This is a genomic window from Micromonospora sp. NPDC005172, assembly GCF_040608555.1.
Classification (GTDB): domain Bacteria; phylum Actinomycetota; class Actinomycetes; order Mycobacteriales; family Micromonosporaceae; genus Micromonospora.
Map to the genome: position 1 here is coordinate 1 of NZ_JBEXIL010000072.1, position 24,884 is coordinate 24,884.

25 protein-coding genes and 1 pseudogene are annotated in these 24,884 nt (G+C 70.4%); 15 read left to right on the plus strand and 11 right to left on the minus strand.

What is annotated here, in order from left to right; all coding sequences use genetic code 11:
- The 3 genes from ABZV06_RS29765 to ABZV06_RS29775 form a co-directional block, all read right to left on the minus strand.
- Positions 1–570: 4Fe-4S dicluster domain-containing protein (locus ABZV06_RS29765; protein ID WP_355625532.1), on the minus strand; the 570-nt coding region annotated here is incomplete at its 3' end.
- 3 nt (positions 571–573) lie between these two features.
- Positions 574–3,849 (minus strand): formate dehydrogenase, encoded by a 3,276-nt coding sequence (gene fdh / locus ABZV06_RS29770; RefSeq protein WP_355625534.1) that lies wholly within the window; start codon positions 3,847–3,849, stop codon positions 574–576.
- A gap of 101 nt (positions 3,850–3,950) precedes the next feature.
- Entirely contained in the window at positions 3,951–4,748 is a 798-nt protein-coding gene (locus tag ABZV06_RS29775; RefSeq protein WP_355625536.1) for a PrsW family glutamic-type intramembrane protease, read from the minus strand.
- A gap of 301 nt (positions 4,749–5,049) precedes the next feature.
- Here ABZV06_RS29775 and ABZV06_RS29780 point away from each other — a divergent pair, with 301 nt between their 5' ends.
- Together ABZV06_RS29780 and ABZV06_RS29785 are read left to right on the plus strand one after the other, a co-directional pair.
- A complete protein-coding gene (locus ABZV06_RS29780; RefSeq protein WP_355625538.1) occupies positions 5,050–5,463 on the plus strand; it encodes an NUDIX domain-containing protein in 414 nt (137 codons plus the stop codon).
- Positions 5,464–5,571: 108 nt separating this feature from the next.
- A complete protein-coding gene (locus ABZV06_RS29785) occupies positions 5,572–6,285 on the plus strand; it encodes a permease-like cell division protein FtsX (RefSeq protein ID WP_355239862.1) in 714 nt (237 codons plus the stop codon).
- A 40-nt stretch (positions 6,286–6,325) separates the two neighbouring features.
- Here the strand turns inward: ABZV06_RS29785 and ABZV06_RS29790 are convergent, their stop codons facing one another.
- Positions 6,326–7,210 carry a LysR family transcriptional regulator gene (locus ABZV06_RS29790; RefSeq protein ID WP_355625540.1) on the minus strand — a complete coding sequence of 295 codons (885 nt, stop codon included), beginning with the start codon at positions 7,208–7,210 and terminating at the stop codon, positions 6,326–6,328.
- An 82-nt stretch (positions 7,211–7,292) separates the two neighbouring features.
- On the opposite strand from ABZV06_RS29790, the gene ABZV06_RS29795 reads away from it, so the two are divergent.
- Positions 7,293–8,540, plus strand: a complete 1,248-nt coding sequence (locus tag ABZV06_RS29795) for an MFS transporter (RefSeq protein ID WP_355625542.1) — start codon at positions 7,293–7,295, stop codon at positions 8,538–8,540.
- 37 nt (positions 8,541–8,577) lie between these two features.
- On the opposite strand, the gene ABZV06_RS29800 is transcribed toward ABZV06_RS29795, so the two are convergent.
- Positions 8,578–9,327, minus strand: coding sequence for a glyoxalase (locus ABZV06_RS29800; RefSeq protein WP_355239871.1), 750 nt, complete (start codon positions 9,325–9,327; stop codon positions 8,578–8,580).
- Positions 9,328–9,493: 166 nt separating this feature from the next.
- Here ABZV06_RS29800 and ABZV06_RS29805 point away from each other — a divergent pair, with 166 nt between their 5' ends.
- Genes ABZV06_RS29805 through ABZV06_RS29820 form a run of 4 tightly spaced genes read left to right on the plus strand, consistent with a single transcriptional unit; the run spans position 9,494 to position 12,739 of the window.
- The gene (locus ABZV06_RS29805; RefSeq protein ID WP_355239874.1) at positions 9,494–10,417 is read left to right on the plus strand and encodes a hypothetical protein; all 924 of its coding nucleotides are present in this window, start codon (positions 9,494–9,496) and stop codon (positions 10,415–10,417) included.
- Entirely contained in the window at positions 10,414–10,866 is a 453-nt protein-coding gene (locus ABZV06_RS29810; RefSeq protein ID WP_355625544.1) for an ABA4-like family protein, read from the plus strand. Before ABZV06_RS29805 ends, ABZV06_RS29810 begins: the two co-directional genes overlap by 4 nt.
- Before the next feature lie 5 nt (positions 10,867–10,871).
- Positions 10,872–12,116, plus strand: a complete 1,245-nt coding sequence (locus ABZV06_RS29815; protein ID WP_355625546.1) for a histidine kinase — start codon at positions 10,872–10,874, stop codon at positions 12,114–12,116.
- Positions 12,113–12,739, plus strand: a complete 627-nt coding sequence (locus ABZV06_RS29820) for a response regulator transcription factor (RefSeq protein ID WP_355239886.1) — start codon at positions 12,113–12,115, stop codon at positions 12,737–12,739. Before ABZV06_RS29815 ends, ABZV06_RS29820 begins: the two co-directional genes overlap by 4 nt.
- 12 nt (positions 12,740–12,751) lie before the next feature.
- Here the strand turns inward: ABZV06_RS29820 and ABZV06_RS29825 are convergent, their stop codons facing one another.
- The 3 genes from ABZV06_RS29825 to nhaA form a co-directional block, all read right to left on the minus strand.
- Positions 12,752–14,542 (minus strand): gamma-glutamyltransferase family protein, encoded by a 1,791-nt coding sequence (locus tag ABZV06_RS29825; RefSeq protein ID WP_355625548.1) that lies wholly within the window; start codon positions 14,540–14,542, stop codon positions 12,752–12,754.
- 100 nt (positions 14,543–14,642) lie between these two features.
- Positions 14,643–15,629 (minus strand): LuxR C-terminal-related transcriptional regulator, encoded by a 987-nt coding sequence (locus tag ABZV06_RS29830; protein WP_355625550.1) that lies wholly within the window; start codon positions 15,627–15,629, stop codon positions 14,643–14,645.
- Positions 15,630–15,691: 62 nt separating this feature from the next.
- Positions 15,692–17,626 (minus strand): Na+/H+ antiporter NhaA, encoded by a 1,935-nt coding sequence (nhaA, locus tag ABZV06_RS29835; protein ID WP_355625551.1) that lies wholly within the window; start codon positions 17,624–17,626, stop codon positions 15,692–15,694.
- Between the two features lie 158 nt (positions 17,627–17,784).
- On the opposite strand from nhaA, the gene ABZV06_RS29840 reads away from it, so the two are divergent.
- The 6 genes from ABZV06_RS29840 (at position 17,785) to ABZV06_RS29865 (ending at position 20,946) form a co-directional block, all read left to right on the plus strand.
- On the plus strand, positions 17,785–18,183 hold the full coding sequence (locus ABZV06_RS29840; protein WP_355239898.1) for a YbaB/EbfC family DNA-binding protein: 399 nt from the start codon (positions 17,785–17,787) through the stop codon (positions 18,181–18,183).
- Complete coding sequence (locus ABZV06_RS29845) at positions 18,170–18,490, plus strand: type VII secretion target (protein ID WP_355239901.1); 321 nt, start codon at positions 18,170–18,172, stop codon at positions 18,488–18,490. The genes ABZV06_RS29840 and ABZV06_RS29845 overlap by 14 nt, the downstream gene beginning before the upstream one ends.
- Positions 18,487–19,800, plus strand: coding sequence for a WXG100 family type VII secretion target (locus ABZV06_RS29850; protein WP_355625553.1), 1,314 nt, complete (start codon positions 18,487–18,489; stop codon positions 19,798–19,800). The genes ABZV06_RS29845 and ABZV06_RS29850 overlap by 4 nt, the downstream gene beginning before the upstream one ends.
- Positions 19,797–20,189, plus strand: a complete 393-nt coding sequence (locus ABZV06_RS29855; RefSeq protein WP_355625555.1) for a hypothetical protein — start codon at positions 19,797–19,799, stop codon at positions 20,187–20,189. Before ABZV06_RS29850 ends, ABZV06_RS29855 begins: the two co-directional genes overlap by 4 nt.
- Before the next feature lie 79 nt (positions 20,190–20,268).
- Positions 20,269–20,466 (plus strand): DUF4926 domain-containing protein, encoded by a 198-nt coding sequence (locus ABZV06_RS29860; protein ID WP_355625557.1) that lies wholly within the window; start codon positions 20,269–20,271, stop codon positions 20,464–20,466.
- A gap of 222 nt (positions 20,467–20,688) precedes the next feature.
- Positions 20,689–20,946 carry a hypothetical protein gene (locus ABZV06_RS29865; protein WP_355239910.1) on the plus strand — a complete coding sequence of 86 codons (258 nt, stop codon included), beginning with the start codon at positions 20,689–20,691 and terminating at the stop codon, positions 20,944–20,946.
- A gap of 45 nt (positions 20,947–20,991) precedes the next feature.
- On the opposite strand, the gene ABZV06_RS29870 is transcribed toward ABZV06_RS29865, so the two are convergent.
- A complete protein-coding gene (locus tag ABZV06_RS29870) occupies positions 20,992–21,243 on the minus strand; it encodes a hypothetical protein (protein ID WP_355625559.1) in 252 nt (83 codons plus the stop codon).
- On the minus strand, positions 21,240–21,521 hold the full coding sequence (locus ABZV06_RS29875) for a DivIVA domain-containing protein (protein WP_355239916.1): 282 nt from the start codon (positions 21,519–21,521) through the stop codon (positions 21,240–21,242). Before ABZV06_RS29875 ends, ABZV06_RS29870 begins: the two co-directional genes overlap by 4 nt.
- 231 nt (positions 21,522–21,752) lie before the next feature.
- On the opposite strand from ABZV06_RS29875, the gene ABZV06_RS29880 reads away from it, so the two are divergent.
- Both ABZV06_RS29880 and ABZV06_RS29885 read left to right on the plus strand, forming a co-directional pair.
- On the plus strand, positions 21,753–22,640 hold the full coding sequence (locus tag ABZV06_RS29880; protein ID WP_355240289.1) for a helix-turn-helix transcriptional regulator: 888 nt from the start codon (positions 21,753–21,755) through the stop codon (positions 22,638–22,640).
- A complete protein-coding gene (locus tag ABZV06_RS29885; RefSeq protein ID WP_355239919.1) occupies positions 22,633–22,836 on the plus strand; it encodes a DUF397 domain-containing protein in 204 nt (67 codons plus the stop codon). The genes ABZV06_RS29880 and ABZV06_RS29885 overlap by 8 nt, the downstream gene beginning before the upstream one ends.
- Before the next feature lie 298 nt (positions 22,837–23,134).
- On the opposite strand, the pseudogene ABZV06_RS29890 reads toward ABZV06_RS29885, so the two are convergent.
- Positions 23,135–24,772: pseudogene (locus tag ABZV06_RS29890) on the minus strand (DUF262 domain-containing protein); the annotation flags it as partial.
- Positions 24,773–24,884 lie beyond the last annotated feature (112 nt).

The window sequence follows — 24,884 nt, forward strand, 5'->3', positions numbered from 1 at the left end:
CGTCCGGAACAACGAACCCGTCGGACACACATCCAAACACGCCGCATGCGTGCAGTGCTTACACACATCCGACATCATCAACCACCGAAAATCCGACCGACCCTCCACGCCCGTACCCCGCCCCGGCGGCTGCGCCCCCGGCATACCCAGGAACTCGGGGCCGCCCGACATGCGGGCCGCCGCGCCCGGCGAGCCGGGTGGCAGCCCCGGGTCCGTGCCCGTGTCGGTGGCGGTCCGCGCCCCCACGGCCGCCGTCGCCGGGCTGGCCGCCGGCCCGTCCGGGTAACCGTCGAACGCCGGTGTCGCCCAGCCGACCGAGCGGGGCTGCTCGACGAACGCCACGTGCCGCCACGAGTTCGCGGTCAACGCGCCCGTGTTGTCGTACGACATGCCCAGCAGGTCCAGGCCGCTCTCCGGAACGTCGTTCCACTCCTTGCACGCCACCTCACACGCCTTGCACCCGATACAGACACTCGTGTCGGTGAAGAACCCCATCCGCTGCGGCGCGTCGACGTAACCCGCGTCCGGCGCCGGATCGAGCGGCCCGTACAGGGCGTTGGCGTGGGGCATCGCTCAGTCCTCCCGGTCACTGCTGCTGTCGGCGACGTCCGTCGTGATCGTCGGTGGATAGCGGTGGCTCAGGTCTCCCGACCGTCGCCGGTAGTCGACGACGAGGTCCAGCAGGTCCTGCCCTCTCGGACGTCTGCCAGGCCGCACGTCGCAGGTGCCGACCTTGCTCTCCTGGATCAGGACGTTGGGGTCCAGGGTGATCCCGAACAGGTCGTTGGCCGAGTCGCCGGTGACCAGACCCTCGAAACCGAAGTGGTACGGCAGCCACACCTGGTGCAAGATCCGCCCGTCCACGCGCAGTGGCGTCACTCGGTCGGTCACCAGCACGCGCGCCTCGATGGCCGCGCGGGTGGTGACCAGGTGCGCCCAGTCCAGGTGACTCAGGCCCCGGTGGGCGGCCAACTCGGGTGACACCTCGACGAACATCTCCGGCTGCAACTCGGCCAGCGTGCGGACCGTCCGGCTCATGCCGCCGGCGGTGTGGTGCTCGGTGAGCCGACTGACCGTGAACACGTACGGGAAGACGTCGCTGTGCGGCTCCGGCGGACTCGGGTTCAGGTAGTTGATCGGATCGGTGTAGACCTTGCGGGCCGGGTTGGCCTGCTGGCGGTAGAGCGGGTTACGCACCGGCGACTCGACCGGTTCGTAGTGGGTGGGCAGCGGCCCGTCCAGGACGCCGCTGGGCGCGTACAGCCAGCCCTTGCCGTCGCCCTGGAGGATGAACGGATCGTCGCCCGCGATGCCGGCGACACCCGAGGTGTTCGGCGGAGGGCGGTACGAGGGCGGTTTGGTCTTCTCGAAGTCCGGCACGTCGTGGCCGGTCCACTGGGACTTCTCCGGGTCCCACCAGACGTACCTCTTGCGCTCGCTCCACGGGTTGCCGTCCGGGTCGGCCGAGGCGCGGTTGTAGAGGATCCGCCGGTTGGACGGCCAGGCCCAACCCCATTCGGGCGCCACCAGGGACTGTTCGGCGCCGGGCTTGCGGCGGGCCGCCTGGTTCACACCGTCGGCGAACACGCCGGTGTAGATCCAGCAGCCACCCGCCGTGGAGCCGTCGTCAGTCATCTCCGTGTAGCTCGCCAGTGGTCGGCCGGTGGTCACGTCGTACCCGTTGATCTCGCGCAGCACCGACTCGGCGCTCGGCTCCTCGTGCGGACCGTGCGTGGGGTAGTCCCAGGTCAGGTCGAGCAGCGCCCGGTCGCGCGGCCGGATCGAGCGCGCGAGGCGTTCCCTGACGATGCGGCCGAGGTGGTAGAAGAACCACAGCTCGGAGCGGGCGTCGCCCGGCGGCTCGACGGCCTTCTCCCGCCACTGCAACAACCGCTGCGTCTGGGTGAACGTGCCCTCCTTCTCCACGTGCGACGCCGCCGGCAGGAAGAACACCTCCGTCCGGCACTCCTGCGGCAGGATCTCGCCCGTCTCGATCTCCGGACCGTTCTTCCAGAACGTCGCACTCTCGACCAGGAACAGGTCTCGCACGACCAGCCAGTCGAGGTTCGCCATGCCGAGCCGCTGCGCGCGGCCGTGCGCGGAACCCACCGCAGGGTTCTGCCCGAGCAGGAAGTACCCCTTGATCCTCCCGTCGATCATGTTGAGGACCTGCTGGTAGGTGCCGTGGTCACCGGTCATCCGGGGCAGGTAGCCGTAGCCGAAGTCGTTCTCCGGCGTCGCGGCATCGCCCCAGTACGCCTTGAGCAGGTTCACCCCGTAGGCGCGCGCGTTACCCCAGAAGCCCTTCTGGTCAGGGTGCGCGATGCTGCCGATCCACTCGTCGAGGGTCGGATGGTCGGCGTGGTGCGGCATCGGCAGGTAGCCGGGCAGCAGGTTGAACAGGGTCGGGATGTCCGTCGAGCCCTGGATGCTCGCGTGCCCGCGCAGCGCCATCACGCCGCCGCCCGGGCGGCCGACATTGCCCAGCAGGAGCTGGATGATGGCCCCGGCGCGGATGTACTGCACACCGACGCTGTGCTGCGTCCAGCCCACCGAGTAGACCAGCATGCCGGTCCGCTCGCGGCCCGAGTTCTCCGCCCAGGCCCGGGCCAGCCCCAGGAACTTGTCCTGCGGGATGCCGCAGACCCGCTCGACCATCTCGGGGGTGTAGCGGGCGTAGTGCCGCTTGAGGATCTGGTAGACGCAGCGCGGATGCCGCAACGTCTCGTCCCGCTGCGTCTGCCCACCCACCGGCGCGCCGTGCGACTCGTGCTCCAGCCCGGCCGCCGTCTCCCGCTGTGTCTCGGTGTCGCGGGTGGAGATGTTCTCCGGGGCGCCCTCGTACTGCCAACTGCTCTGGTCGTAGCTGGCGTTCTCCTCCACGAACCCGGAGAAGAGCCCGTGCAGATCCTCGGTGTCCCGGAAGTCCTCGCCGACGATGGTGGCGGCGTTGGTGTACGCGAGGACGTACTCGCGGAAGTCCAACTCGTTGTCGAGGATGTACCGGATCACCCCACCCAGCAACGCGATGTCCGTCCCCGCCCGGATCGGCAGGTACGCGTCCGCGACCGCACTGGTCCGCGTGAACCGCGGGTCGACGTGGAAGACCTTCGCCCCACGACGCTTGGCCTCCATCACCCACTGGAAGCCCACCGGGTGTGCCTCGGCCATGTTCGAACCCTGGATCACGATGACGTCGGAGTTCGACAGGTCCTGCTGGAACTGGGTGGCGCCGCCGCGACCGAAGCTGGTCCCCAGACCGGGGACGGTGGCGGAGTGTCAAATACGGGCCTGGTTCTCGATCTGCAACGCCCCCATCGCGGTGAACAACTTCTTGATGAGGTAGTTCTCCTCGTTGTCCAGCGTCGCCCCACCCAGACTGGCGATACCCAACGTGCGGTTCAGCGGCCGGCTCTGCTCGTCCACGTCCTCCCAGGTCTCGTCCCGGGCGGCCAGGACCCGGTCGGCGATCATGTTCATCGCCGTGTCGAGGTCGAGGTCCTCCCACTCGGTCCCGTACGGCCGGCGGTAGCGGACGGTGGTCTGGCGCAACGGACTCGTCACCAGGCTCTTGCTCGCCGCGCCCTTCGGACACAACCGGCCGCGCGAAATCGGCGAGTCCGGATCACCCTCGATCTGCGTGACCTGCCCGTCCGCGACGAACACCCGCTGACCACAACCCACCGCGCAGTACGGACACACCGACCGCGCCACCGAATCGGCGGTCTCGGTACGCGCCGTCAGCGACAGGGATCGCGCCGACTTGGCGGCGGTGCCCCGCCCGAGCGGGTCGGTGCCGGTGAGCTGGCGATAGAGCGGCCAGCTCTCGACCCAGCGGCGCACCCCCATCGCTGCACCTTCCCGAGAGAAGTCACTGAACGTGAACAGCCCGACACTAGTTGAGGGGTCGGCTCGGGCGCAGCGAGATCAGCGGGAAGGCGTCGTGGTGATCACCTCGTCGGATGCTCCACGGCCAGGTGATCGCCGAAGGTGCGGTAGCGGCGTAGCTCCCAGAGCAGCCAGCCGATGCTGACGAGCGCCACGGCGACGAAGACGAACGAGCCGGTGAACGTGTCCCAGAGCGTGTGCAGGACGACGACGCCTCCGAAGGTGCCGAGGAACCCGAGCAGTCGGCGGACACTCGGAGTGGCCAGCAGCGCCCACAGCGCCCCGGCGGTGAGGCCGGTCCACGCGGTGTGCCCGGCCGGCGCGGTCAGCCCCCGGATGAACAGGGTCTGCTCCACCGCGCCGATGTTGCCCTTCGAGCTGAGCAGGGCGGTGAAGGCGTACCCCATCGTCTCCAGGGCGGCGAAGCCCATGCCGGCGGCCACGCCGATGACCAGACCGTCGGACGGCACCCGGCGGCGGTGCTGCGCCAGGGCCGTGAACAGCAGCACCACCGGGACGATCAGCTTCGCCGACTCCTCGATCAGTGCCACGAACAGCATCGGCAGGGTGCCGAGGCCCCGCAGGGTGTCGTACTCCAGGGTGCCGGCGACCACCGTGCCGATCACCCCGCCGAAGAACGCCGACGTCACCAGCACCGACGCCGGCACCTGCCACCGCCCGGTGCGGGCCTGGGCGAAGGTCAGGAACGTCAGGGGCGCCAGGGTCGCGCCGAGCAGGATCAGCGCCGGCACGAAGTTCGGATTCTGGGTGCTGACGAGGGTTCGCAGCACGGCCACATAGAGGATCAGCCCGACGACGAGTACCCCGACCCACGCCCACCGACGAGAACGATCACGCATACCGGGGAGTCTCGCGGATACAGGTTACGAAGACCAGACCCGGTGCTGAGATGAGTGCGATGACCCGCCACGCACCGCCCGGGCTACGGGCACGCCTGGTCGACGAGGGCGTGGCCGTGGCCCGCACCCGGGCGGCCGACGGTCACCCTCGGTCACCTCCGGGGGGGGGACGTGGTCGTAAGCGATATACCTCAGAGTCATATTCATACCTCTGAGGTATATCGCTCGACAGCACCTTGCCATCGGGACAGCCACAGCCGATGGGCAGCGTGACAGGAGCCGGGCGAGGTGGAATGGTCTCGTGGTGGCCACCTACGACGTCGCCCTCGTGCTGCTCGTCGACCCGTCCGGGGCCGTACTCCTGCAGCATCGTGACGAGCACGCCCCCGTCTCGCCGAACCAGTGGAGCCTTCCGGGCGGCCACCTTGAGCCCGGCGAGTCGCCCGAGCAGGCGGCCCGCCGCGAGCTGCTGGAGGAGACGGGTCTGACCGTCGGTGAGCTGCACCCGTTGTGGAGCGGTCCGCGTCCGCACGAGCCCGGTTTTCCCCACACGGTGACGGTGCACATCTTCCGTGGCGCCACCTTCGCGCGACAGGAGGACGTCGTGCTCGGCGAGGGGCGGGCAATGGTCTTCGTGCCGCGCGACGAGCTATTCAATCGCAAGCTGGCGGCGTCCACCGCGGCGGTGTTGTCGACGCGCCTCGGGGACGCCTGATCCAGGGGCCGGCCAGGCGCCTCCCGGCGTCCATGCCGCATCGGGCATGAGGCGCTCCGGTCGACCTTGGACAGCGGCACCGGCAGATGGTCGTTACGATTTCCGCCCATGCGTCGCCTCGCCCCACCCCTGGCACTGGTCCTCCTGCTCGGCGTGTCCGCCTGCACCTCGAAGCCCCCGAAGCCGACGGAGTTCACGAAGGTCACCCTGGCTGTCTTCCTGGACAGCGACGTCACGGCGGACCGGAAGACCGCCGTGGAGCAGCGCCTCCGATCGATGCCCAGCGTCGAGGAAGTTTCTTTCGAGAGCCGCGACCAGGTGTACGCACGCGAGAAAGAGGCCTTGAAGGACAGTCCCGACCTGTTGGCGGAGATCAAGCCGGAGCACATGCCGGAACTGTTCCACGCCACGGTCACCGACGCACCAATCGCCGAGGCGGTCGAGCTGGTGATGACCGACGTGGACGGCGTCGACGAGGTCGTCCTCAAGGTCGCGGACGTCGACCCCCTGCCCTCGCGGATCGGGATCGTGGTCCGCCTGAAGCCGTCCGCGACCGGCGAGCAGCGGACCGCTGTGGAGCAGGCCGTCCGGGCGCTGCCGACCGCCCGATCGGTCGAGTTCGAGGACCGGGCCGCCGCGTACGAGCGCCTGCGCACGCGCTGCCAGGGCAAGGGCGACCTGACCACGCAGCTCCAACCACAGATGGGCCGCGAGTCCTGGCGGTTCGAGATGCCCCTGGACAAGAAGGGCCCGGGAGTGTCCGAGCTGAGGAAACTCGACGGGGTCGACGCCGTACAACTCGTCCCGCTGATGATGCTGTAGCCACCTGCCTCCCTCGACGGCCGCTGCGGCATCGGGCGGATCAGGGCAGGAACTGGCCGGTCAGATCGATCAGGGCGCGGGCGGCGGCGCCGAGCGGGCGGTCCACCGGGGTCGCCAGCGATGCCGTCCAGTCCAGGTCGGCGTCGGTGACGGTCAGCGTGCGGACGCCCTCGGCGTCGGCGACGACGAAGCGGGGCAGCAGCGCGATGCCGAGCCCGTGCCGGACGTGGTCGGCGCCGGTGGCGATGTCGGGGATCTCGATGGTGACGCGCCGGGACAGGCCGGCGGTGGCGAACGCCCGGTCGGTCACGGTGCGGTTGCCGTACCCGATCGGGGAGTCGATGAAGTCGAGGCCGGCGAGGTCCCGCAGCGGCACCGCCTGGCGGGCGGCGAGCGGATGCTCGTCCGGCACGACGAGGTCGATGACCGAGCGGGCCAGCTCCGTGAGGTGGATCTGCGTCGGCGGCGCGCCGGGCAGTGAGACGAACGCGAGGTCGAGCCGGCGCTCGGTGAGCGCGTCGATGAGCCCCTGCGAGCCGGACGGCGCGACGCTGGTGTGCAGCAGCACCCCGGGGTGTCGGCGGTGGAACTCGCCGAGCAGGGCCGGCAGGTGCAGGAGCCTGGTCGAGGTCATCGTGCCGATCCGCAGGGTGCCACGGAGGCCGCCGTGCACCTCGGCGACGGCGTCGCGGGCGTCGCGGGCCGCGTCCAGGGCGATCCGCGCGCGGGGTAGCAGCGCGAGGCCGGCGTCGGTGAGGAGTACGCGTTTGGAGTTGCGGTCCAGCAGCGCCGCGCCCAGCTCGCGTTCCAGGGTCTTGACCGCCGCGGAGACGGCGGACTGGACGACGTGCAGGCGGACGGCGGCGCGGGTGAAGTTCTGCTCCTCGGCCACCGCGACGAAGTATTCGAGTTGGCGCAGTTCCACGCCACCAAGTATCACTTATCGCGATGGCAACTAGCGTCAACTTTCGTTGGACGTGATGATCGAGTGGGGTGACAGTGGGGTCATGTCGTCAACGACCCTGCCCTCCCGCCAGCCCGCCGCCACGGCTGGCCCTGGCGGAGGATCGTCCCGCCACGGCCGTGGCTTCTGGGTGATCGCCCTGGCGTTCCTCACCGCGATGGCGTTCTGCACGGTGCCGTCCCCGCTCTACCCGCTCTACATGGCCCGGGACGGCTTCTCGACGTTCATGGTCACGATCGTGTTCGCGGCGTACGCGGTCGGCGTGGTGATCAGCCTCCTGCTCGCGGGGCACGTGTCGGACTGGGTCGGCCGCAAGAAGATCCTCATCCAAGCGCTGGCGCTGGAGCTGGTCGCCGCCGCGCTGTTCCTCGGTGACGCGTCCCTGCCGGTGCTGCTGGTCGCCCGCCTGGTGAGCGGGCTGGGCATCGGCATGATCACCGCGACCGCCACCGCGTACCTCCAGGAGCTGCACGCGGCGCACCGCCCGGACGCGTCCCGGCAGCGTTTCGAGGTGGTCTCCACCGCCGCGAACATCGGCGGTCTCGGCGTGGGCGCGCTGGTCGCGGGCATCCTCGCCCAGTACGTCCACGCGCCGCTGCGCACCCCGTACCTGGTGTTCGCCGTGCTGCTGGCGGTCAGCCTCGTGGCGGTCGCGGTGACTCCGGAGACCGTGCGGGAGCGGCTGGTGAAGCCAGCCTACCGACCACAGCGGATCAGCGCCGACCACGGCGACCCCGCCGGCTACGTGGCGGCGACCGCCGCCGGGTTCGCGTCGTTCGCCGTGTTCGGCCTGTTCACCTCCGTGGCGCCGGGCTTCGTCGCCGGCACGCTGCACCTGCCGTCGCGGGCGCTGGCCGGCGCGGTCGTGTTCGCCGTGTTCGGCGGCGCCGCCGTGGCGCAGAGCCTCACCACCCGACTGCCCGCCCGGGCGAAGGTACGGCTCGGGTTGTCGGCGCAGGCCGTCGGCGTGCCCGTCGTGCTGGTGGGGATGCACACCGCCAGCCTGACCGCGTTCCTGCTCGGCGGTGTGGTCGCCGGTGTCGGTGCCGGCGTGCTGTTCAAGGCCGCCGTCGGCACGGTCGCGGCGATGGCCGTGCCCGCCCGGCGCGGCGAGGCACTGGCCGGGCTGTTCCTCATCGCCTACCTCGGGATGAGCCTGCCGGCCCTCGGCATCGGCGTCGCCACGCGCGCCGTCAGCACGATCACGGCCATGAACTGGTTCACCGGCCTGCTGCTCGCGCTCCTCGCCGGCGTGACGGCGCTGTTCCGCCGCAGCTCCGCCAACCGCTGACCGGGCCGGGGGCCGGGCCCGGCCCCCAGCCAGCGGGTCACCGTGGATCGGGCCAGAAGGGTTCCAGCAGGGCCGGGTCCGCGACAGAGGCCGCCACCTGGGTACGCTCCGACTCCGTCAGCGTCAGTGCGCGCAGCCGGGCGCCCCACTCGGGCACCCGGTCGGACTTGCCGAGCGCCACCGACAACTCGACGAGGGCAGCGAGCGCCATCGCCTGCTCGACCACCGGGGCGTCCTCGGCACGGCGGCGCATCCCCGAGTCGAGCGCCCGGTAGGCGGCCCGGTCGTCGGTCTTGAACTCGCGCAGGATCCGCGCGTTGTCGAGCACCCGGGCCAGGCCCTCAAGCTCCTTCGACCCGCCGTACTCGAGGTCTTTCGGCTCGTCGCGGCGGATGAAGATGATGGTGTTGCCCGACGGGTCGACGACGCTGAACCGCGACGCGCCCGCCCGGAACCGCGTGATCCGGGGCAGACCCTTGACGAGCACCTTGCCGTACGCGCTGCGCATCGCGTCGGCGAAGGCCGCGTGGTACGGCGCCACCGCGTCGACCATCACCAGGGCGCCACCGGTCTGTTCCCGCGCGGGGTCGAGGTCCTTCGACGCGGGCCCGTAGTGCAGGGCGAACCCGCTCCACTGGACGACCAGATACACGTACGGGCGCAACTGCTCGTAGGTCACCTCGAAGCCGAGGGCACGCCAGAACGCCAGGGTCTCCTCCGGTGCCGGGCAGGGCAGCAGCGGCACGGTGGTCTCGTTGGGCTGGACACGGTCCTCGCTGGTCGTCATGGTCACTCCCGGTCCGGTCGGCAGGCCGGCCATTGTGCCAGCACGGGCGGCGGATCGCGCCCGACATCACCTCCTACCCAGGGAGGAGACGCGCTCGGACCAGGGGCCGCAACCGGGGCCTGCGGTCGGACGTGTACGGGAGGGGTGGCCACGAACATCTACAGACATGACTACCGTTCTGCGTCGGGCGGCGCGCTGGAACCGCCCGCTGACCCTCTTCGTGGCCGCGTCGGCAGTGCTCGCCGTCGTCGCCGCCGTCGGCATCCTCGTCGACCCCCGCGTCCTCACCGGGGCGCCGATCTGGCTCAAGCCGTTCAAGTTCGCGGTGTCCTTCGTCGTCTACGGCGCGACGCTCGCGTGGATGCTGTCGCTGCTGCCGCGTCGCAGCCGGGTCGCCGAGTGGGCGGCGGCGAGCATCGTCGCGCTGGCGCTGGTGGAGATGGTGGTGATCGTCGCTCAGGTGATCCGGGGTACGACGAGCCACTTCAACGACACCACCCCGTTGAACGCGGTCCTCTTCGCGGTGATGGGCGCCGCGATCATGGTGCTGTTCGTCGCGCACCTCGTCCTCGGGGTCGTCCTGCTGATCCGGCGGATTCCCGACCGGGTCGCCGCGACCGCCGTCGGGTGGGGACTCGGCCTGTCCCTGCTCGGTATGCTCGCGGCCGTGCCGATGGTGCTTTCGACGCAGGACTCGGGCGTCGAGGGCGTCTCCGGGGCGCACAGTGTAGGTGTGGCCGACGGTGGGCCGGGGCTGCCCGTGGTGGGTTGGAGCAGCACCGGCGGTGACCTGCGGATCGGGCATTTCGTGGGGCTGCACGCCCTCCAGGCCCTGCCGATCCTGGCGATCCTGCTGACCCGGTTCGCGACCCGGCTCGACGCGCGTACCCGCGTCCGGTTGCTGGTCGTCGCGGGCACCGCGTACGGCGTACTCACACTGGTGTTGACCTGGCAGGCCCTGCGCGGACAGCCGCTGCTGCGCCCGGACGCCCGCACCCTGGCCGTCGTCGCGGCCCTGGCGGTGGCGACCGCGACCGCCGTCGGCCTGGTGCTGTCACGTCGTCGCCCGGACCTGGCGCTCGCGGCATGACCGGGGCGCTGTTCTCGCTGACATTCGCGGTGGCCGCGCCGTTCTGGGCGCTGATGATCCTGCTGCCGCGCTGGTCCTGGACGGCCCGGATCGTCGGCTCGCCGCTGATCGTGCTGCCGGTCGTCGTGATCTACGCGCTGCTGGTGATCCCGGCGTTCGGCGCGGTGCTGCCCGCCGTCGCGTCGCCGACCCTCGACGGGGTACGCGAGCTGCTCGGCACCGCCGACGGCGCGGCGGCGGGCTGGGCGCACATGATCGCGTTCGACCTGTTCGTCGGGCGGTGGGCGTGGCTGGACAGCCGGGAGCGGGGGGTGCCGGCGCTGGTCATGGCGCCGGTGCTGCTGCTGACGATCCTGCTCGGACCGCTCGGCCTGGCCGCCTACCTGGGCGTACGGGGACGGTGGCCTCGTCCGGCGGTCGCCGCCGTCGACACCGGGCACCTAGGCTGACGGCCGTGGCGTGGTGGGGACGACTGTTCGACGCGCGGGACGCGCGCGTGCGGATGGCGCTGCTCGACCTCAGCGGGCTGGGCTACCTGCTCATCGTGCCCCACTCCGCTTCCGTGCCCACGCCGACACAGTGGACTCTCGCGGTGGCCGCGTTCGCGGCGGCGCTCCTGGCGTACCGCCGTCCGGTGGTCAACCTGGTGGCGCAGACGGCGTTGCTGGCGGTCGCGATCTGCCTCGTCGACGACGTCACCATCAACCAGGTGGGGGCGAGCTGGGCTCTGCTCGAGGTCACCATGCTCGCCGCACGCGCCCGCACGATCTGGCTGGCGGCCGGGCTGCTGATCGTGGTCGACCTGACCGCCAGCATCGGCGACCCGCTGCGCGAGGTCGCCTCCGGCGTCGTCGGGCTGGGCCTGGAGGTCGGCGTCCCGGCGCTGCTCGGCCTGGTCATCCGGGCCAACCGGGAGCTGGGACGGCAGGCGTTGGAGCGGGCGCTGGCCGAGACGCGACGCCGCGAGTCGGACAGCCGGGCGGCGCGCTCCGACGAGCGCGCCGCCATCGCCCGCGAGCTGCACGACGTCGTCGCCCACCACGTGGCGTCGATGGTGCTGCGGGTCGGTGTGGCCCGGCACGTCCTGACCGACCTGGACCCCCGGGTGGGCGCGGTGTTCGACGACGTGCACGGCACCGGCACCGCGGCCCTGTCGGAGCTGCGCCGGCTGGTCGCGGTGCTGCGTCAACCCGACGGGGTACGCGGTGACGCAGCGCTGACCGCGATCGAGCCCTCGGCGCTCCCCTCGGCGCTCGGTGCCGCCGTCGATCGGGCCCGCCAGGGCGGCATCACCGTCGAGGCGGACATCGACGCGGCGATCGGGCGGATCGACGCGGTACGGGGCCTGGCGGTGCTGCGGCTGACCCAGGAGGCGCTGACCAACGTGGCGCGCCACGCCGGGTCGTCCGCGCGGGCGCACCTGGTGGTGGCCGTGCGCGACGGGGCCGTGCACTGGGAGGTGACCGACGACGGGGGTGACCCGGTTGGTGACCACACGTCGACGGCGGTGCCGGCCGGCGGTGGTCACGGCGTCACCGGGATGACCGAACGCGTCGAGGTCCTCGGCGGCCGGTTGGAGGCGGGGCCGGCCGGCACGGGGTGGCGCGTGCGCACCGTCCTGCCGAACACCCTGCCCGCCGAGTCGGCGCCCCGCGCCCGCGCGGCACCGGCCGGAACACCCACCCGGAGGCCGGCGTGATCCGCGTCCTGCTGGTCGACGACCAGCACCTGATCCGCGCGGGACTGCGCATGCTCTGCGACGCGCAGCCCGACCTCGAGGTGGTCGGCGAGGCCGACAACGGCCGGGAGGCGGTCACCCTCGCGGCGCGACTCGTCCCCGACGTCGTCGTCATGGACCTGCGCATGCCCGGCGTCGACGGGATCACCGCGACAGGTCGGATCCTCGCCGAACGTCCCGCCACCCGGGTGCTCGTGCTGACCACGTTCGGCGACGACGACCACCTCTACCCGGCGCTGAGCGCGGGCGCGTGCGGCTTCCTGCTCAAGGACGCGCCACCGACCGAACTGTTGGACGGCATCCGGCGGGCCGCCGCGGGCGACAGCCCGTTCAGCCCGGAGGTGCTGCACCGTCTCGTCCAGCGCGCGGTGCACGCCCGCGTCGAGCCGCCCCGGCGGGTGCCGGGGCTGACCGCCCGCGAGCGGGACGTGCTCGACCTGGTCGCCGAGGGCCTGTCCAACACGGAGATCGCCGAGCGGCTCCACATCGGCGTCACCACCGTCAAGACCCACATCACGAGCCTCATGACCAAGACCGAGAGCCCCAACCGGGTACGCCTCGCGCTGTTCGCGCGCGGCGCCTGAGTCCGGGGGCTCCTACCGGCCGCAGGCGTAGCCCTGCATGCCCCTCGGGTTCGCCCCGGCGGCCAGCACCCCCGTGGCCGGGTCCCGGGTCACGGCGCAGAGCCGGCCGAGGCTCCACGCGTCGGCGAGCCGTACCTCGTGCCCGTATGCCCGCAGGGCCGTCACCACTGCGGCGTCGAGCCGGTCCTCCACCAGCAGCACACCGGGCTCGAACTCGCGGGGATAGAACGACGACGGCGGGCTGAGGCTGTGCCAGGCGGGCGCGTCGATGGCCTGCTGGAGGTGCTGGCGGCCGACGAGGTGACGCAGCAGGAAGGGCACCTGCCACTGGTCCTGCTGGTCGCCGCCGGGGGTGCCGCAGGCCAGGACGGGTTCCCCGTCGCGGAGCACCATCGTCGGACTCAGCGTGGTGCGTGGTCGGCGGCCCGGAACGAGCGACGCGGGCAACCCCTCCTCCAACCAGCACATCTGCAACCGGCTCCCGAGCGGAAAGCCCAACTCCGGGATCGTCGGCGAACTCTGCAACCAGCCGCCGCTCGGCGTCGCGGAGATCATGTTGCCCCACCTGTCGACGACGTCCACGTGGCAGGTGTCGCCCCGGGTCACCCCGTCGGACCGTACGGTCGGCTCGCCGGTGGTGGGGTCCGGCACGTCGGCCCGGTGGGTGACGCCGGACCGGAGGCGCGTCGGCAGGTGCGGCTGCGCACCCCCGGGACTCCCGGGTCGTAGCGTGCCCGACGCGCGGTCACCGATCAGGGCCGCCCGCTCCCGCGCGTACGCCGGGTTCAGCAGCGCCGCGGCAGGCACGTCGGCGCTGTCGCCGTACCACGCCTCGCGGTCGGCGAACGCGAGCGTCAGCGCCTCGGCCTGGGCGTGGATGCCGGCGGCGCTCGCCGTGTCGTACGCGCCGTCGTCGTCGAGCGCGTCCAGGACGGCCAGCGTCTGGAGCAGCACCGGACCCTGGCCCCAGAACCCGGTCTTGGCCACCGTGTAGCCCTGCCAGTCGAGGGTGGTCGGCGCTTCCCAGGTCGCCGAGTACGCGGCCAGGTCGTCGCCGGTGACCAGCCCGCCGTGCACGCCCCCGCTGGAGTCGCGGAACGGTCGTCGGCTGAACGCGTCGACCGCCTCGGCCACGAAGCCCGTACCCCAGGCGCGGCGCGCCGCCTCGATCTGCGCCTCCCGGTCACCGCCGGCTGCCTGCCCCGCCTCGACGAGTCGGCGCAGCGTGCGGGCGTACGCCGGGTTGGCGAACCGCTCCCCCGCCGCCGGTGGCCGGCCGTCGCGCAGCCAGAGCTGGGCGGACGTCGGCCAGTGCTCCTCGAACAGCGACCGCACGGCCGCCACCGTCGCGCCGACCGCCCCCACCAGGGGGTGACCGGCGGCGGCGTAGCCGATCGCCGGCTCCAGCACGTCCGCGAGGGAGAGGGTGCCGTGCTCGCGCAGCAGCAGGAGCCACGCGTCCACCGCGCCCGGCACGGCCGCCGCGAGCGGACCGGCCCCCGGGACGAGGTCCATGCCGAGGGACCGGAAGTGGCCGATCGTCGCGGCGGCCGGGGCGGGGCCCTGCCCGCACAGCACCGTCGGGCGCGGGTCCCGGGCGGTCGCCACGATGGCCGGCACCTCGCCGCCCGGGCCGTTGAGGTGGGGTTCGACGACGTGCAGAACGAACCCGGCGGCGACCGCGGCGTCGAACGCGTTGCCGCCGCGTTCGAGGACCCCCATCGCGGACTGACTGGCGAGCCAGTGCGTCGACGACACCATGCCGAAGGTTCCCTGCAGGGTCGGTCGGGTGGTGAACGTCATGACAACACCTCACTGGGAGCCCGGTGGCGCTGGGAGGCCGTCGGCGGTCGCCTCCCAGCGGGCAATGCTAGGCCGCTCGGCCATGGCGGATTCCGGCCAGTCACAACCAGCCGCGCCGGGTGGCCTGCACGCCGAGTTGGAACCGGCTGCGCGCGCCCAGCAACTCCTGGAGGCGACTGACCCGGCGGTGCACGGTGCGGTTACTGACGCCCAGGTCACGGGCGATCGCCTCGTCGGTCAAGCCTGCGGTGAGCAGCGCTAGCAGCCGCTGCGTGGCCACCGTCGGCTCGGCGTCCGGTTCGGTGGTGTCGGCGGTGGCGTGGATCGGCGCGCCGAGCCGCCAGAACACCTCGAACAGCTCGGACAGCCCCTCCAGCAGCCGCGAACGGTGCACCAGCATCCCGTCGGTCTCGTCGCCGCTGGCGCGCGGGAGGACGACCAGGCCACGGTCGTCGTCGACGAGCACCATCTTCAGTGGCAGCTCCGGAAAGACGCGCGCCTGCTCACCGGCGGTCACCGTGGCACGCACCGCCGCCAGCATCGCCTCGTCGTGCAACAGCTCACCCTCGTACACGCAGCGGTAGCGTCGGCCGCGGCGCAACGCGGCGTACTGCACCTCCTCCGGGACCCGCGTGGTGTCGCGCAGGTACGGCCCGCGTTCCAGACCCCGCACCTCGGCGCGGGCCCCGGCCTGCAACTGGCGGAACAGCTCGCGGACGGCGTCCTTGCCCTCGATGACCTCGACGAACGCCGCGCCCGTGCCGTGCACCGCGGTGTAGAGCCCGGACAGCGTCTCGGCGGCAGCCCGCGCCCGGGCCGCCTCCATCTCCCGCAGCGCGGCCCAGTTCTCCAGGGCGGTACGCGGTGACCGGACGTGCAGCACGCCGGCGGCGTCGCGGTGCACGGCGCCGCTGCTCAGCAGGCCGGCGAGCGCGCGCGTGGCCCGTGGCGACGCGGTGGTCAGGAACGTCCGCTGCGCCACCGGCGCAACCCGCAGGAGATGTTGGTAGACGTCCACGGCGTCCGCCGTGAGCGGGAGCGATTCCACGTCGAGGGCGGGCGTCACGGCGAGGGGACCGATCCGCATCGGGCGATCGTAGAGCGCCCCGGCGTCGACGGTTTACGCAGGTCGGAGCACATGGATCACGATCAGTTCGCCGAGGCGTCCCCGCGCTCGCCTGCATCGCGAGGGTGGTACTCGGGTTGCAGCCGCGCGCTCGTGAACGCCGACTTCACCGCCGCCTTGAGCGCGGCGACGTCGTAAGCCCCGTGGTGGCGCTGGCCGTTGACGAAGAAAGTCGGGGTGCCGGTGACGCCGCTGAGGTCGGCCGACTCGACGTCCTCGGCGATCCGGTCGACGCCCATGCGCTTGACCATGTGCTCCCGGAACGGATCGAGCTCCAGACCGAGCTGTTCGGCGTAGCGCAGCACGTCGGCGGGGTTGAGCGCGTCCTGGTGGGCGAGCAGCAGGTCGTGCATCTCCCAGAACGCGCCCTGCTCGCCCGCCGCCTCGGCGGCCTCGGCGGCGAGCTGCGCGTGCGGGTGGACGTCGGTGAGCGGCAGGTGCCGCCAGACGTACCGGACGTTGGCGAAGTCGGCCAGCAGCTCCCGGACCACCGGCTCGGCCTGCCCGCAGTAGGGGCACTCGAAGTCGCCGTACTCCACGACCGTCACCGGCGCGTCGATCGACCCGCGCATGTGGTCGCGCTCCGCATCGACCGGGAGTTTCAGGTCGACGATCCCCATGGCCATGCCGAGCAGCGCCCGCGCACGCCGGGTCGGCGAGAGTCGGGCGACGATGCGGAACAGCAGCCAGGTGAGGACGGACGCGCCCACCGTCGCGACGAGGATGCCGAGCTTCGCCTCGTCCAACGCCGGGCCGTGCAGGGCGTGGTTGGCGATCAGGAGCGCGACGGTGAACCCGACGCCGGAGACCGTGCCGACCCCCAGGACGGCGACCCAGCCGACCGGCGGCCGGAACCGGCCACCACTGAGCCGGGCCACCAGCCACGAGGTGGTCACGATGCCGACCGGCTTGCCGACGACGTACGCCGCCACCACGCCGAGCGTGACCGGCGAGGTCACGGCCCTGCCCAGCAGCTCGCCGTCGATCACGATCCCGGCGTTCGCCAGCGCGAACAGCGGCACGACCACATAGCTCGCCCACGGGTGGTACAGGCTCTGCAGACGCTCGTTCGGTGACAGCGCGGCGGTGAGCCCGGCCTGTGCCATCCGGGCGAGCTGCGGTGTGGGCTGCTCGCGGAAGAGGCGGAACTGGTCGCTCGCCCACTGCAGGTCCTTGCGGCCCGGGTCGTACGCGTAGGTGAGCAGCCCCATCAGCAGGCCCACCACGACCGGGTCGATGCCGGACTCCGACACCGCGAGCCACGCCGCCACCCCGAGCAGCGTGTAGAACCAGCCGTGCCGGATCTTCCGGACCCGCAGGAGCAGCACGACGGCGAAGATCCCGGCCGCGACGAGCAGCGCCGTCGGCGAGGAGTGCGACGGGTACGCGACAGCCAGCACCGCGATCGCCACCAGGTCGTCGACGACCGCGACCGTCAGCAGGAAGGCACGCAGCCGGTCCGAGAAGCGCGGCCCGAAGACGGCCAGCGCGCCGAGCGCCAGGGCCGTGTCCGTGGCCATCACCGCGCCCCAGCCCACCGCTGTGGGACGCCCGGCGTTGATCGCCAGGTAGATCCCGATCGGCAGCAGCATGCCGCCGAACCCGGCCAGCATCGGCAATGCCAACCGACGCCGCTCGCGCAGCTCGCCGATGTCGAACTCGCGGCGCAGCTCCAGGCCGGCGACCAGGAAGAAGAACGTCATGAGGCCGCTGTTGACCCAGGTACGCAGGTCGTGCGCGACGGGCCAGTCGCCGAGCCGGACCGACAGGGTGGTACGCCACACCGACTCGTACGACGACGGGTGCAGGTTGGCCCAGATCAGGGCCACCACGGCGGCGACCAGCACCACCCGCGCGCCACCGGTCTCGGTGCGCAGGAACGCACGCAGCGGAGCGTTGATCCGCCCCTGCCAGGCCGTCCGGGCGGACCACCCCCGGAGCGGATTGTTGCTCGTCACGGAGGCAATCTTCCTCGGCCTGACCGTCTCTCGGCGTGGATTCGCGATCGTCTCTCCTGACCGACCCAGCCCCGGGCATGCACGGAAAGCGACTGGTTGGTAACGTGTCGGTGATCTCGCTGGCGGTGGTCGGCGGTGGTCCCCTGGGGAGGGTCAGCATGTGGGCGGACGACGCTGCGCTCGACGCGGCGGGGCGCCGGCTCGACGAGTGGGAGTCGTCGCTCGCCGAACGGGCGGAACGGGCGAAGACGCTGTCGACGCGGATGCAGGAGTTGACCGGCACCGCCCACACCCCCGATCGGACGGTCCTGGTCACCGTCGACTCGGCTGGCCTGCTGGTCGACCTGTGGCTCGACGAGCGCACCCGGCAGCAACCCGCGGCACGCACCGCCCAGCAGGTCGTGGACACCACAAGAGCCGCGCGCACCGACCTGCTGCGGCAGGTCGCCGAAGTGACAGCGGAGTCCCTCGGCGACGACGCGGGCGCCCGGGCCATCATCGACTCCTACCGCGATCGGCTGAGCCACGATCAGGGGCCGAGCGATGCCCGGCGGTGACGGCATCCAGGTCGACCCGGACGACCTGACCGCCCACGCCGCACGCCTCGATCGCTGTGCCAGCAGCCTCGACAACGCCCAGCAGGCAGGCCAGCACGTCCGGTTGAGCACCGAGGCCTACGGGCAGCTCTGCGCGCTGATGCCGACACTGCTCGACGGCCTCCAGCGGACCCTGGTCGACGGCATCGGCGCCGCCGCCGCGTCGGTACGGGACACCGCCGGAAAGCTGCAAACCAGCGCGGACAGCTACCGACACACCGACGCCCACGCCAAGCGCCTGCTCGACGGGGTGCGACCGCAGCCGTGACGTCCAACCCGCTCGTCGCCGCCGCAGCGGACACCCCGCCCAGCGCCTGGGCGGGTGTATGGATCTGCGAGGACATCGAACTCATCGCCCAAGGCGTCCGCAGCGGCAGTTGGATCGACGGCAGCCTCGGTGTGGTGAGCGCCGGCCTCGACGCCCTCGCCTTCGTCTCCGACCCGGTCGGCGCCCTGCTCCAATATGGGATCGCCTGGCTCATCGAGCACGTCAAGCCGCTCAGTGAGGCGCTCGACTGGCTCGCCGGCGACCCGGCGCAGATCACCGCACACGCCCAGACCTGGCGCAACGTCGCCGTTTCGCTCCGCGAGGACGCCGCCGAGCTGACCCGCGCCGTCCGCGACGACGTCGCCGGCTGGGGCGGCAGCGCCGGCCCCGCCTACCGCGCCTGGGCCGCCGAACAACACCAGGCCATCACCGGTCTCGCCCAGGGCGCCGACACCATGGCCGCGATCACCGAAGGCGCCGCCGGCCTGGTGGCCGCCGTCCGACTCCTGGTCCGCGACGCCATCGCCACCTGCGTGTCCCGCCTCATCACGTACGCGGGTGAACTCCTCATCACCGGCGGACTGGCAACACCGCTGGTCGTGGAGCAGGTCACCACGCTGGTCGCGTCGTGGGGGGCGCGGATCGCCCGGTTGCTTCGCGCACTGCTGGCCAGCCTGCGACGGCTGATCCCGGAGGTGCGCCGACTCGGCGACCTCATCGACAAGCTCAAGCAGTCGCTCGGGCGACTCACCCGGCTCGGGCCTTCAGACCGGATGGGACAGCGACGTGACTGGGCCAACCCGAGAACCCGGCCGCTTTCGCCAGAACGGACCCCCGATTCCCACCTCTCCGCCGGCGACCCGGTCTACCACTCCGATCACTCGACGGGCGTCGGCTACGACGACTTGACGATGCGGAACTTTGACAAGGTGCGACCAATGGATGGGCACCATGACGTGATCGTGCACGGCACCGACCAGGGATACTTTCTCCCCGGCAAGGTTTCAGCAGACGGAGCGCACATGGACGGAAATGCCACCAACGCGGCTCAGATCGCCGCCGCGGTTCGGGAAAATCCCGCCTATGACGGCGGCCCCCTCCGCCTGGTCTCCTGCTATGCCGGCACCGTCAAGCCTGAGGTCAACGCGGTACCACTCGGTCAACAGGTCGCCGACGAACTCGGGGTCAGCGTGCTCGCGCCAACGGCTCGGGTAGGGACCCAGCGATGGGCCACAGAGCCCCAACCGCCAGTCGTCGAAGGCGGCGGCTCCTGGGAGGTTTTCGTACCACGAGCGAGAGGGCACCGATGAAGATTGTGGGGTTCTTTCGAGAACTAGGGCCGAACCAGATCGAAGTGTACGTGGAGAGCATCCACGGGCACGTCAACGCGAAGCCGCTGCCCGACGCCATCCAGGTCGAAGACTATCTACGCCATGGACATGGCCTCATCGACGTCATGGGCGCGGAGATCGACGTCCTCGGGAGCGGCCGACACCTTGTCGGGGGCGCATCCGTGCTGACGGATGGCGAGTGGTTGTGGCGCGACGACCTGCGCTTCTACCTGACCACATACCGCGTGCAGCTACCCACGGAATTCTTGGAGACAGTGCGGGGCAATGATTACCGCGTGCCCGATCTCCGAGGAGATCAGCTCCGGCTGGCCGGCGAGGAAGCATCACGGATCCTCGGATACCACTGACAGCGACTTCCCCCCTAAATGCAGATCCACAGCGACGCATGGGTGGTGACCATCTCGTTTCCGCCGAATGAAGGCTGACATGTTGGAGCTGTACGACGTGGTTAAGGTCCGAGAGGCCATTCCAGGGGAAAAGCTGCCTGCCGGAACAGTGGGCACGGTCGTTCACATTTTCAGCGATCCCCTGGCTGCGTACGAAGTCGAGTTCGCTGATGCCGATGGCCGTACCGTCGCCATGGTCACGCTCAGAGCCGACCAGGTGGTTCGCCGGGGCGAGTAGCCGTTCGAGCGGACCACCCCGGTGCGCATGTTGCCCGTCACGGAGGCAACTCCCCTTCTGGTCGCCGCCCGGTCCGGATTCGAGCACACTCCCCCGCCACCCGTTCGGCCCGTACTGCGGAGGCCGCCTTGGCGGATAGCCTTACGTTCACCAACTTCGATGTCCCGGTCTCTGGCTCGGCGTGGAGTGCGTGCACTGTGGACGGTGACGGAAGGAGACTCCATGCGCGGACGCAGATGGGCGACGCTGGCGGTGGCGGCGACGCTCGCACTCGGTGGACTGGTCGGAGCCGGCGCGGCCCCGGCAGCAGCCGACCCGCAGGGCGGCACGCTCCGCGGCGTCTACTCCGATGGCCAGTTCTGCAACAGCTACGGCAGCGAGGGTGCCCGCACCGGCCAGTGGAGCTGGTACTACTGCGAGTACCGCCAGTACGGTCCCAACGCACCCGGGTTCTACTTCCTCTGGACCTTCACGTACTAACTGTCGGTTCCGCCGCCGGCCCCGCTCGGCCGGCGGCGGCTCCCCTCACCGGCGCAAGCGGCGGGAGCAGCCGCCGTCGTGGCCGTCGCGCAGGAGGCAGCGTCGGCCGCCGGGCAGCCTCAGGTCGCAGAAGACCCGGTGACGCAGGAACTGCTGGTCCTCCTCGGAGACGGTGGTCTCCCCCGGGTCCACCATCGGCAGCACCAGCATCCAGCGGCCGATGACCCGGGCCAGACGTTGCGCAGCGGGCAGGTCGGCGGCCACGACGGGCAGGTGGATGACGTACCGCTGGCTCATCGGGGCTGGTCCTGCGTGGCCGGCCGGCGGTCCAGCTCGCCCTTGAGCCGGGCGGTCTCGCGGCGGCTCTGGGCGAGGGCCGCGTAGACGGCGGCCATGTCGACGGCGACCCGGTCGAGGAAGGCGTACACGTCGTCGGGGTCCAGACCGCGACGTCCGAGCAAGGCAGGCGCGAACCGGCGCTCACGCACCTGCCACGGCAACAGACTGGTGTACGCGCCGGAGCGATCGGCGTCACCACCGCTCGCCGCCCCCGGTCGCTCGTTCTTGGCGTTCATGTCTGCCTGCCTTCCTGACGCGGAGGGGCGAGGGAGTTCGGGGAAGCGCGGCGACCGTTCGGGGGGACCGGACGGCCGCCGCGCTGTCTTCAGCCTGCGACAGTCCGGAGCAGGAAAGCAACGTTCCAAGGCGCAATTTCGCCGTTGTGCATTGACTTTCTTTGCTGCAACCCGTAGGAGTTGCAGGAGCAGGTCACGCAGTGTTGCGCCATGGAACCAGGGAGTGTGCGAGTGCCCGACGACATTGGATCGACCGTGCCGCGCCGGCAGCTCGGTCGGCTGCTGCGCCAGTTCCGCAACGAGGCCGGGGTGACACTCGACGCCGCAGCCGAAGCGCTCGAATACAGCCGGCAGAAGATCTGGCGTCTTGAGTGCGGCCAAGGCTCGGTGCGGGTGCTCGACGTCAAGGCGATGTGCGAGCTGTACGGGGTATCGCCCGAGATGACCGAGGCGATGCGCGGACTGGCCGCCGAGACGAAGTCGAAGGGCTGGTGGCACGCGTACGGCGATGCGGTGCCGAACTGGTTCGAGCTGTACGTCGGCCTGGAATCCGCCGCAGCTCACCTTCGCCGCTACGACGAGTCGCTCATCCCTGGGATCCTTCAGACCAAGGAGTACGCTCGCGCGCTCTACCGCCTCGGCGGAATGCTGAACGAGGAGGAACGCGAGCGGGCGGTACAGGTCCGACTCCAACGGCAGGCATTGCTCGTTCGACGGTTGCCGGCAGCTCCCAGACTGGAGGCGGTGCTCTCCGAGGCGGTACTTCGGCGTGGCGTCGGCGGTTCATCGGTCATCACCGAGCAGCTCGCTCATCTCACCAAGCTGTCCGAGCTACCGAACGTCATCGTCAGGGTGCTGCCACTGGAAGCAGGCCCTCAGCCCGGCGCGGTTGCGGGATCCTTCGTGATCCTCGACTTCCCGACGACCAAGGGGGGCCGTGCCGCGCCGGAGCCGTCCGTGGTTTACAGCGAGTCGTTGACCGGGGCGCTGTACCTCGACAAGCCCGACGAGTTGGCGGCCTATCAGCGCGTCTGGCGAGGGCTGGATGCGCTGGCCCTCGGCGAGGCAGAATCGACTGACATGATCAAGCGGATCGCTGGGGAGATGCGGCATGACTGACCTGACCGGCGCCGTCTGGCGCAAGAGCACCCGCAGCGGCGACAACGGCGGCGACTGCGTCGAGGTCGCCACTAACATCCCTGGTGTCGTCGCCGTCCGCGACTCCAAGGACCAGGCCGCACCGGCTCTCATCTTCCACTCAACCGCTTGGTATGCCTTTATCGGCGCCGCCCGCAATAACACGCTGAGCCACTGAAGCCGAAGGCCTGTTGCGCAGGCAGAGCAAGTCCGGTGAGCTGGTACCCGAAGGTCCTCCCGGCTGACACGGACGTACGGCATTGGCCGTGAGGCGGGCCGGGATGACGATGTCGATCCTGCGGACCGGTGCGTCCGTCGTCGCCAGGATGCCGAGGGGACAGGAACAAAAGACCTGCACCTGGACGAAGGCATCCCGACGCTGGGGACCCATCACCGTAGGGCAAGGTGGAATTTAAGGCCTGGCGACCGGTCGAGCTGATGCGCCCGACAAGGAGTTAGCCAGAGCAGCAGTAGGACTAGCGGTCGTCCTGATCGGCGTCGCCTGCGTCCTGTGGATCGTCGTCCTCCTCGGCGAAAGCTTCGGGCGCCTCAACGCCCCCGGTCAACTGTCCCGCATCAACGTCCCGCTGCGCCTGCTTGCCCATGGCTTTCTCCACCAGCTCGAGCAGAGCCCGCCGACGCGCGAGGAAGAACGCATCGAAGTCGGCGGCCCGCAGTGCCTTGGTGTCGATCAGGTGGGCACCGATGATCGTGTCAAGCTCATCGGAGCTGACGGCGGCGGCGCTTTCGAGCTTCGGCACATAGGTTGCAGGCGAGGCTCCGCCGATGAAGCGGTTGGTCTTTCCCGCCAGCGGTGTCTTGTTGACGATGCTCTCCCTTAGGTTGCGTGAGATTTCGTTGTCATCGCACCACTTCTTCGGGAAGACATGGTGGATGTCAACGTCGAGAGCGACATACTGCGTGTGGTCGAACGTCTGGTGGTATCTCCAGTCCTTGGCGCCCCCGGCCATCAGGAGAGCGTGCAAGCCCTTGTACGCCGCAGACTGCCGCGTCCGCAGCGACAGGAGCCGGGACTCAGCGAAGGTCGCTCCCGACACAGTGCCCGGTTGCTGGACCCCAGTGTCCGACGACGTTACAGCCCGCGCCCACGCCGGAACCTGGTCCACGTCGCGTGCAAAGCGCGTCTCTGTAGCGCCTCCGTAGAGCTCGCCGAGAATGCCGCACCAGAACCACTGTCGCAGGCGGCTTCGGACACCGTGGATGGTCGCAGCCTCTCCAAGGATCACGCGGATCACCGCTAGAGGCACGAGTTGGGTCGGGTAGGGAATGTCGCGCGCACGGTGAATGTGTTCGTCTCGGAGGAACTGCGCAACCCACACGAGCGCCTCCCGCACCTGTTCAGCCCAGGCCAGGTATTGGCTGAGCTCAAGTCGCAGGACGTCCTCCTTCCGAGCGGAGGTGAACGACGCCCCATGCGCGGTGACGAGCAGGGTGACCGCTTGGAGGAAATCAGTGTTGCGGATGCCCTTCAAGACAGGATGGTCGGCAATGAGTTGCTCAGTGAGGTGCCAGTCGTCCTTCAAGCGGAAGTCGTCCCCGTGCTGCGCGAAGTAAGCGGCGTCGCCAGCGAAGGTCGCGGTCAGCAGCTCGAAGACGTTGAGGGGAAGCCCTCCGGTGTTGACCTTTTCGAAGACCGTGGCGACCGCTCCCTTGGTCGTCGATTTGTCCAATTCGATAGCAGGAATCTCGTAGCTCTGCATCGGTGTGAGAACCTCGCCCTGGAAGCGCTGGATGAGCGCTCGTCGCACCCTCGCATCACCCGCTTCTCCGGGGAAGTTCCACAACCAATCGAGTTGACCGGGCGAGTCGTAGATTAGGCGGAAGGGGAAGTAGCCGTGTTCGCGCTCCTTTTCCGGTGTGGACACATCGAGGCGGATATCCTTGCCGAAGTTGGTCCGCTCGATCCCGTCGCCTGGCAGGATCACCACCGCCTCGTCCCGACGAGCCGGGTCCTTCAAGGCTCGCTCAATGTCGATGTAAAAGCGCCGCTGAACCTGCTTCTTCCGGGCGTCCTCCGTGTCGACCACGCCTGAGCCGGTCAGTGACTGGTAGAGCGACGTCAGGCGTTGCTGCCCGTCAAGAAGTAGCAGGTCTGGATCTGCCTTACTAGCCTCGGCCCTTCGTTAAGGGCTGTCCACGGACTGGGCAGAAACGAAGAAGTGCCTTCTGATCAGGGAAGATAGGACTTGCTGAGGGTCCGATTTT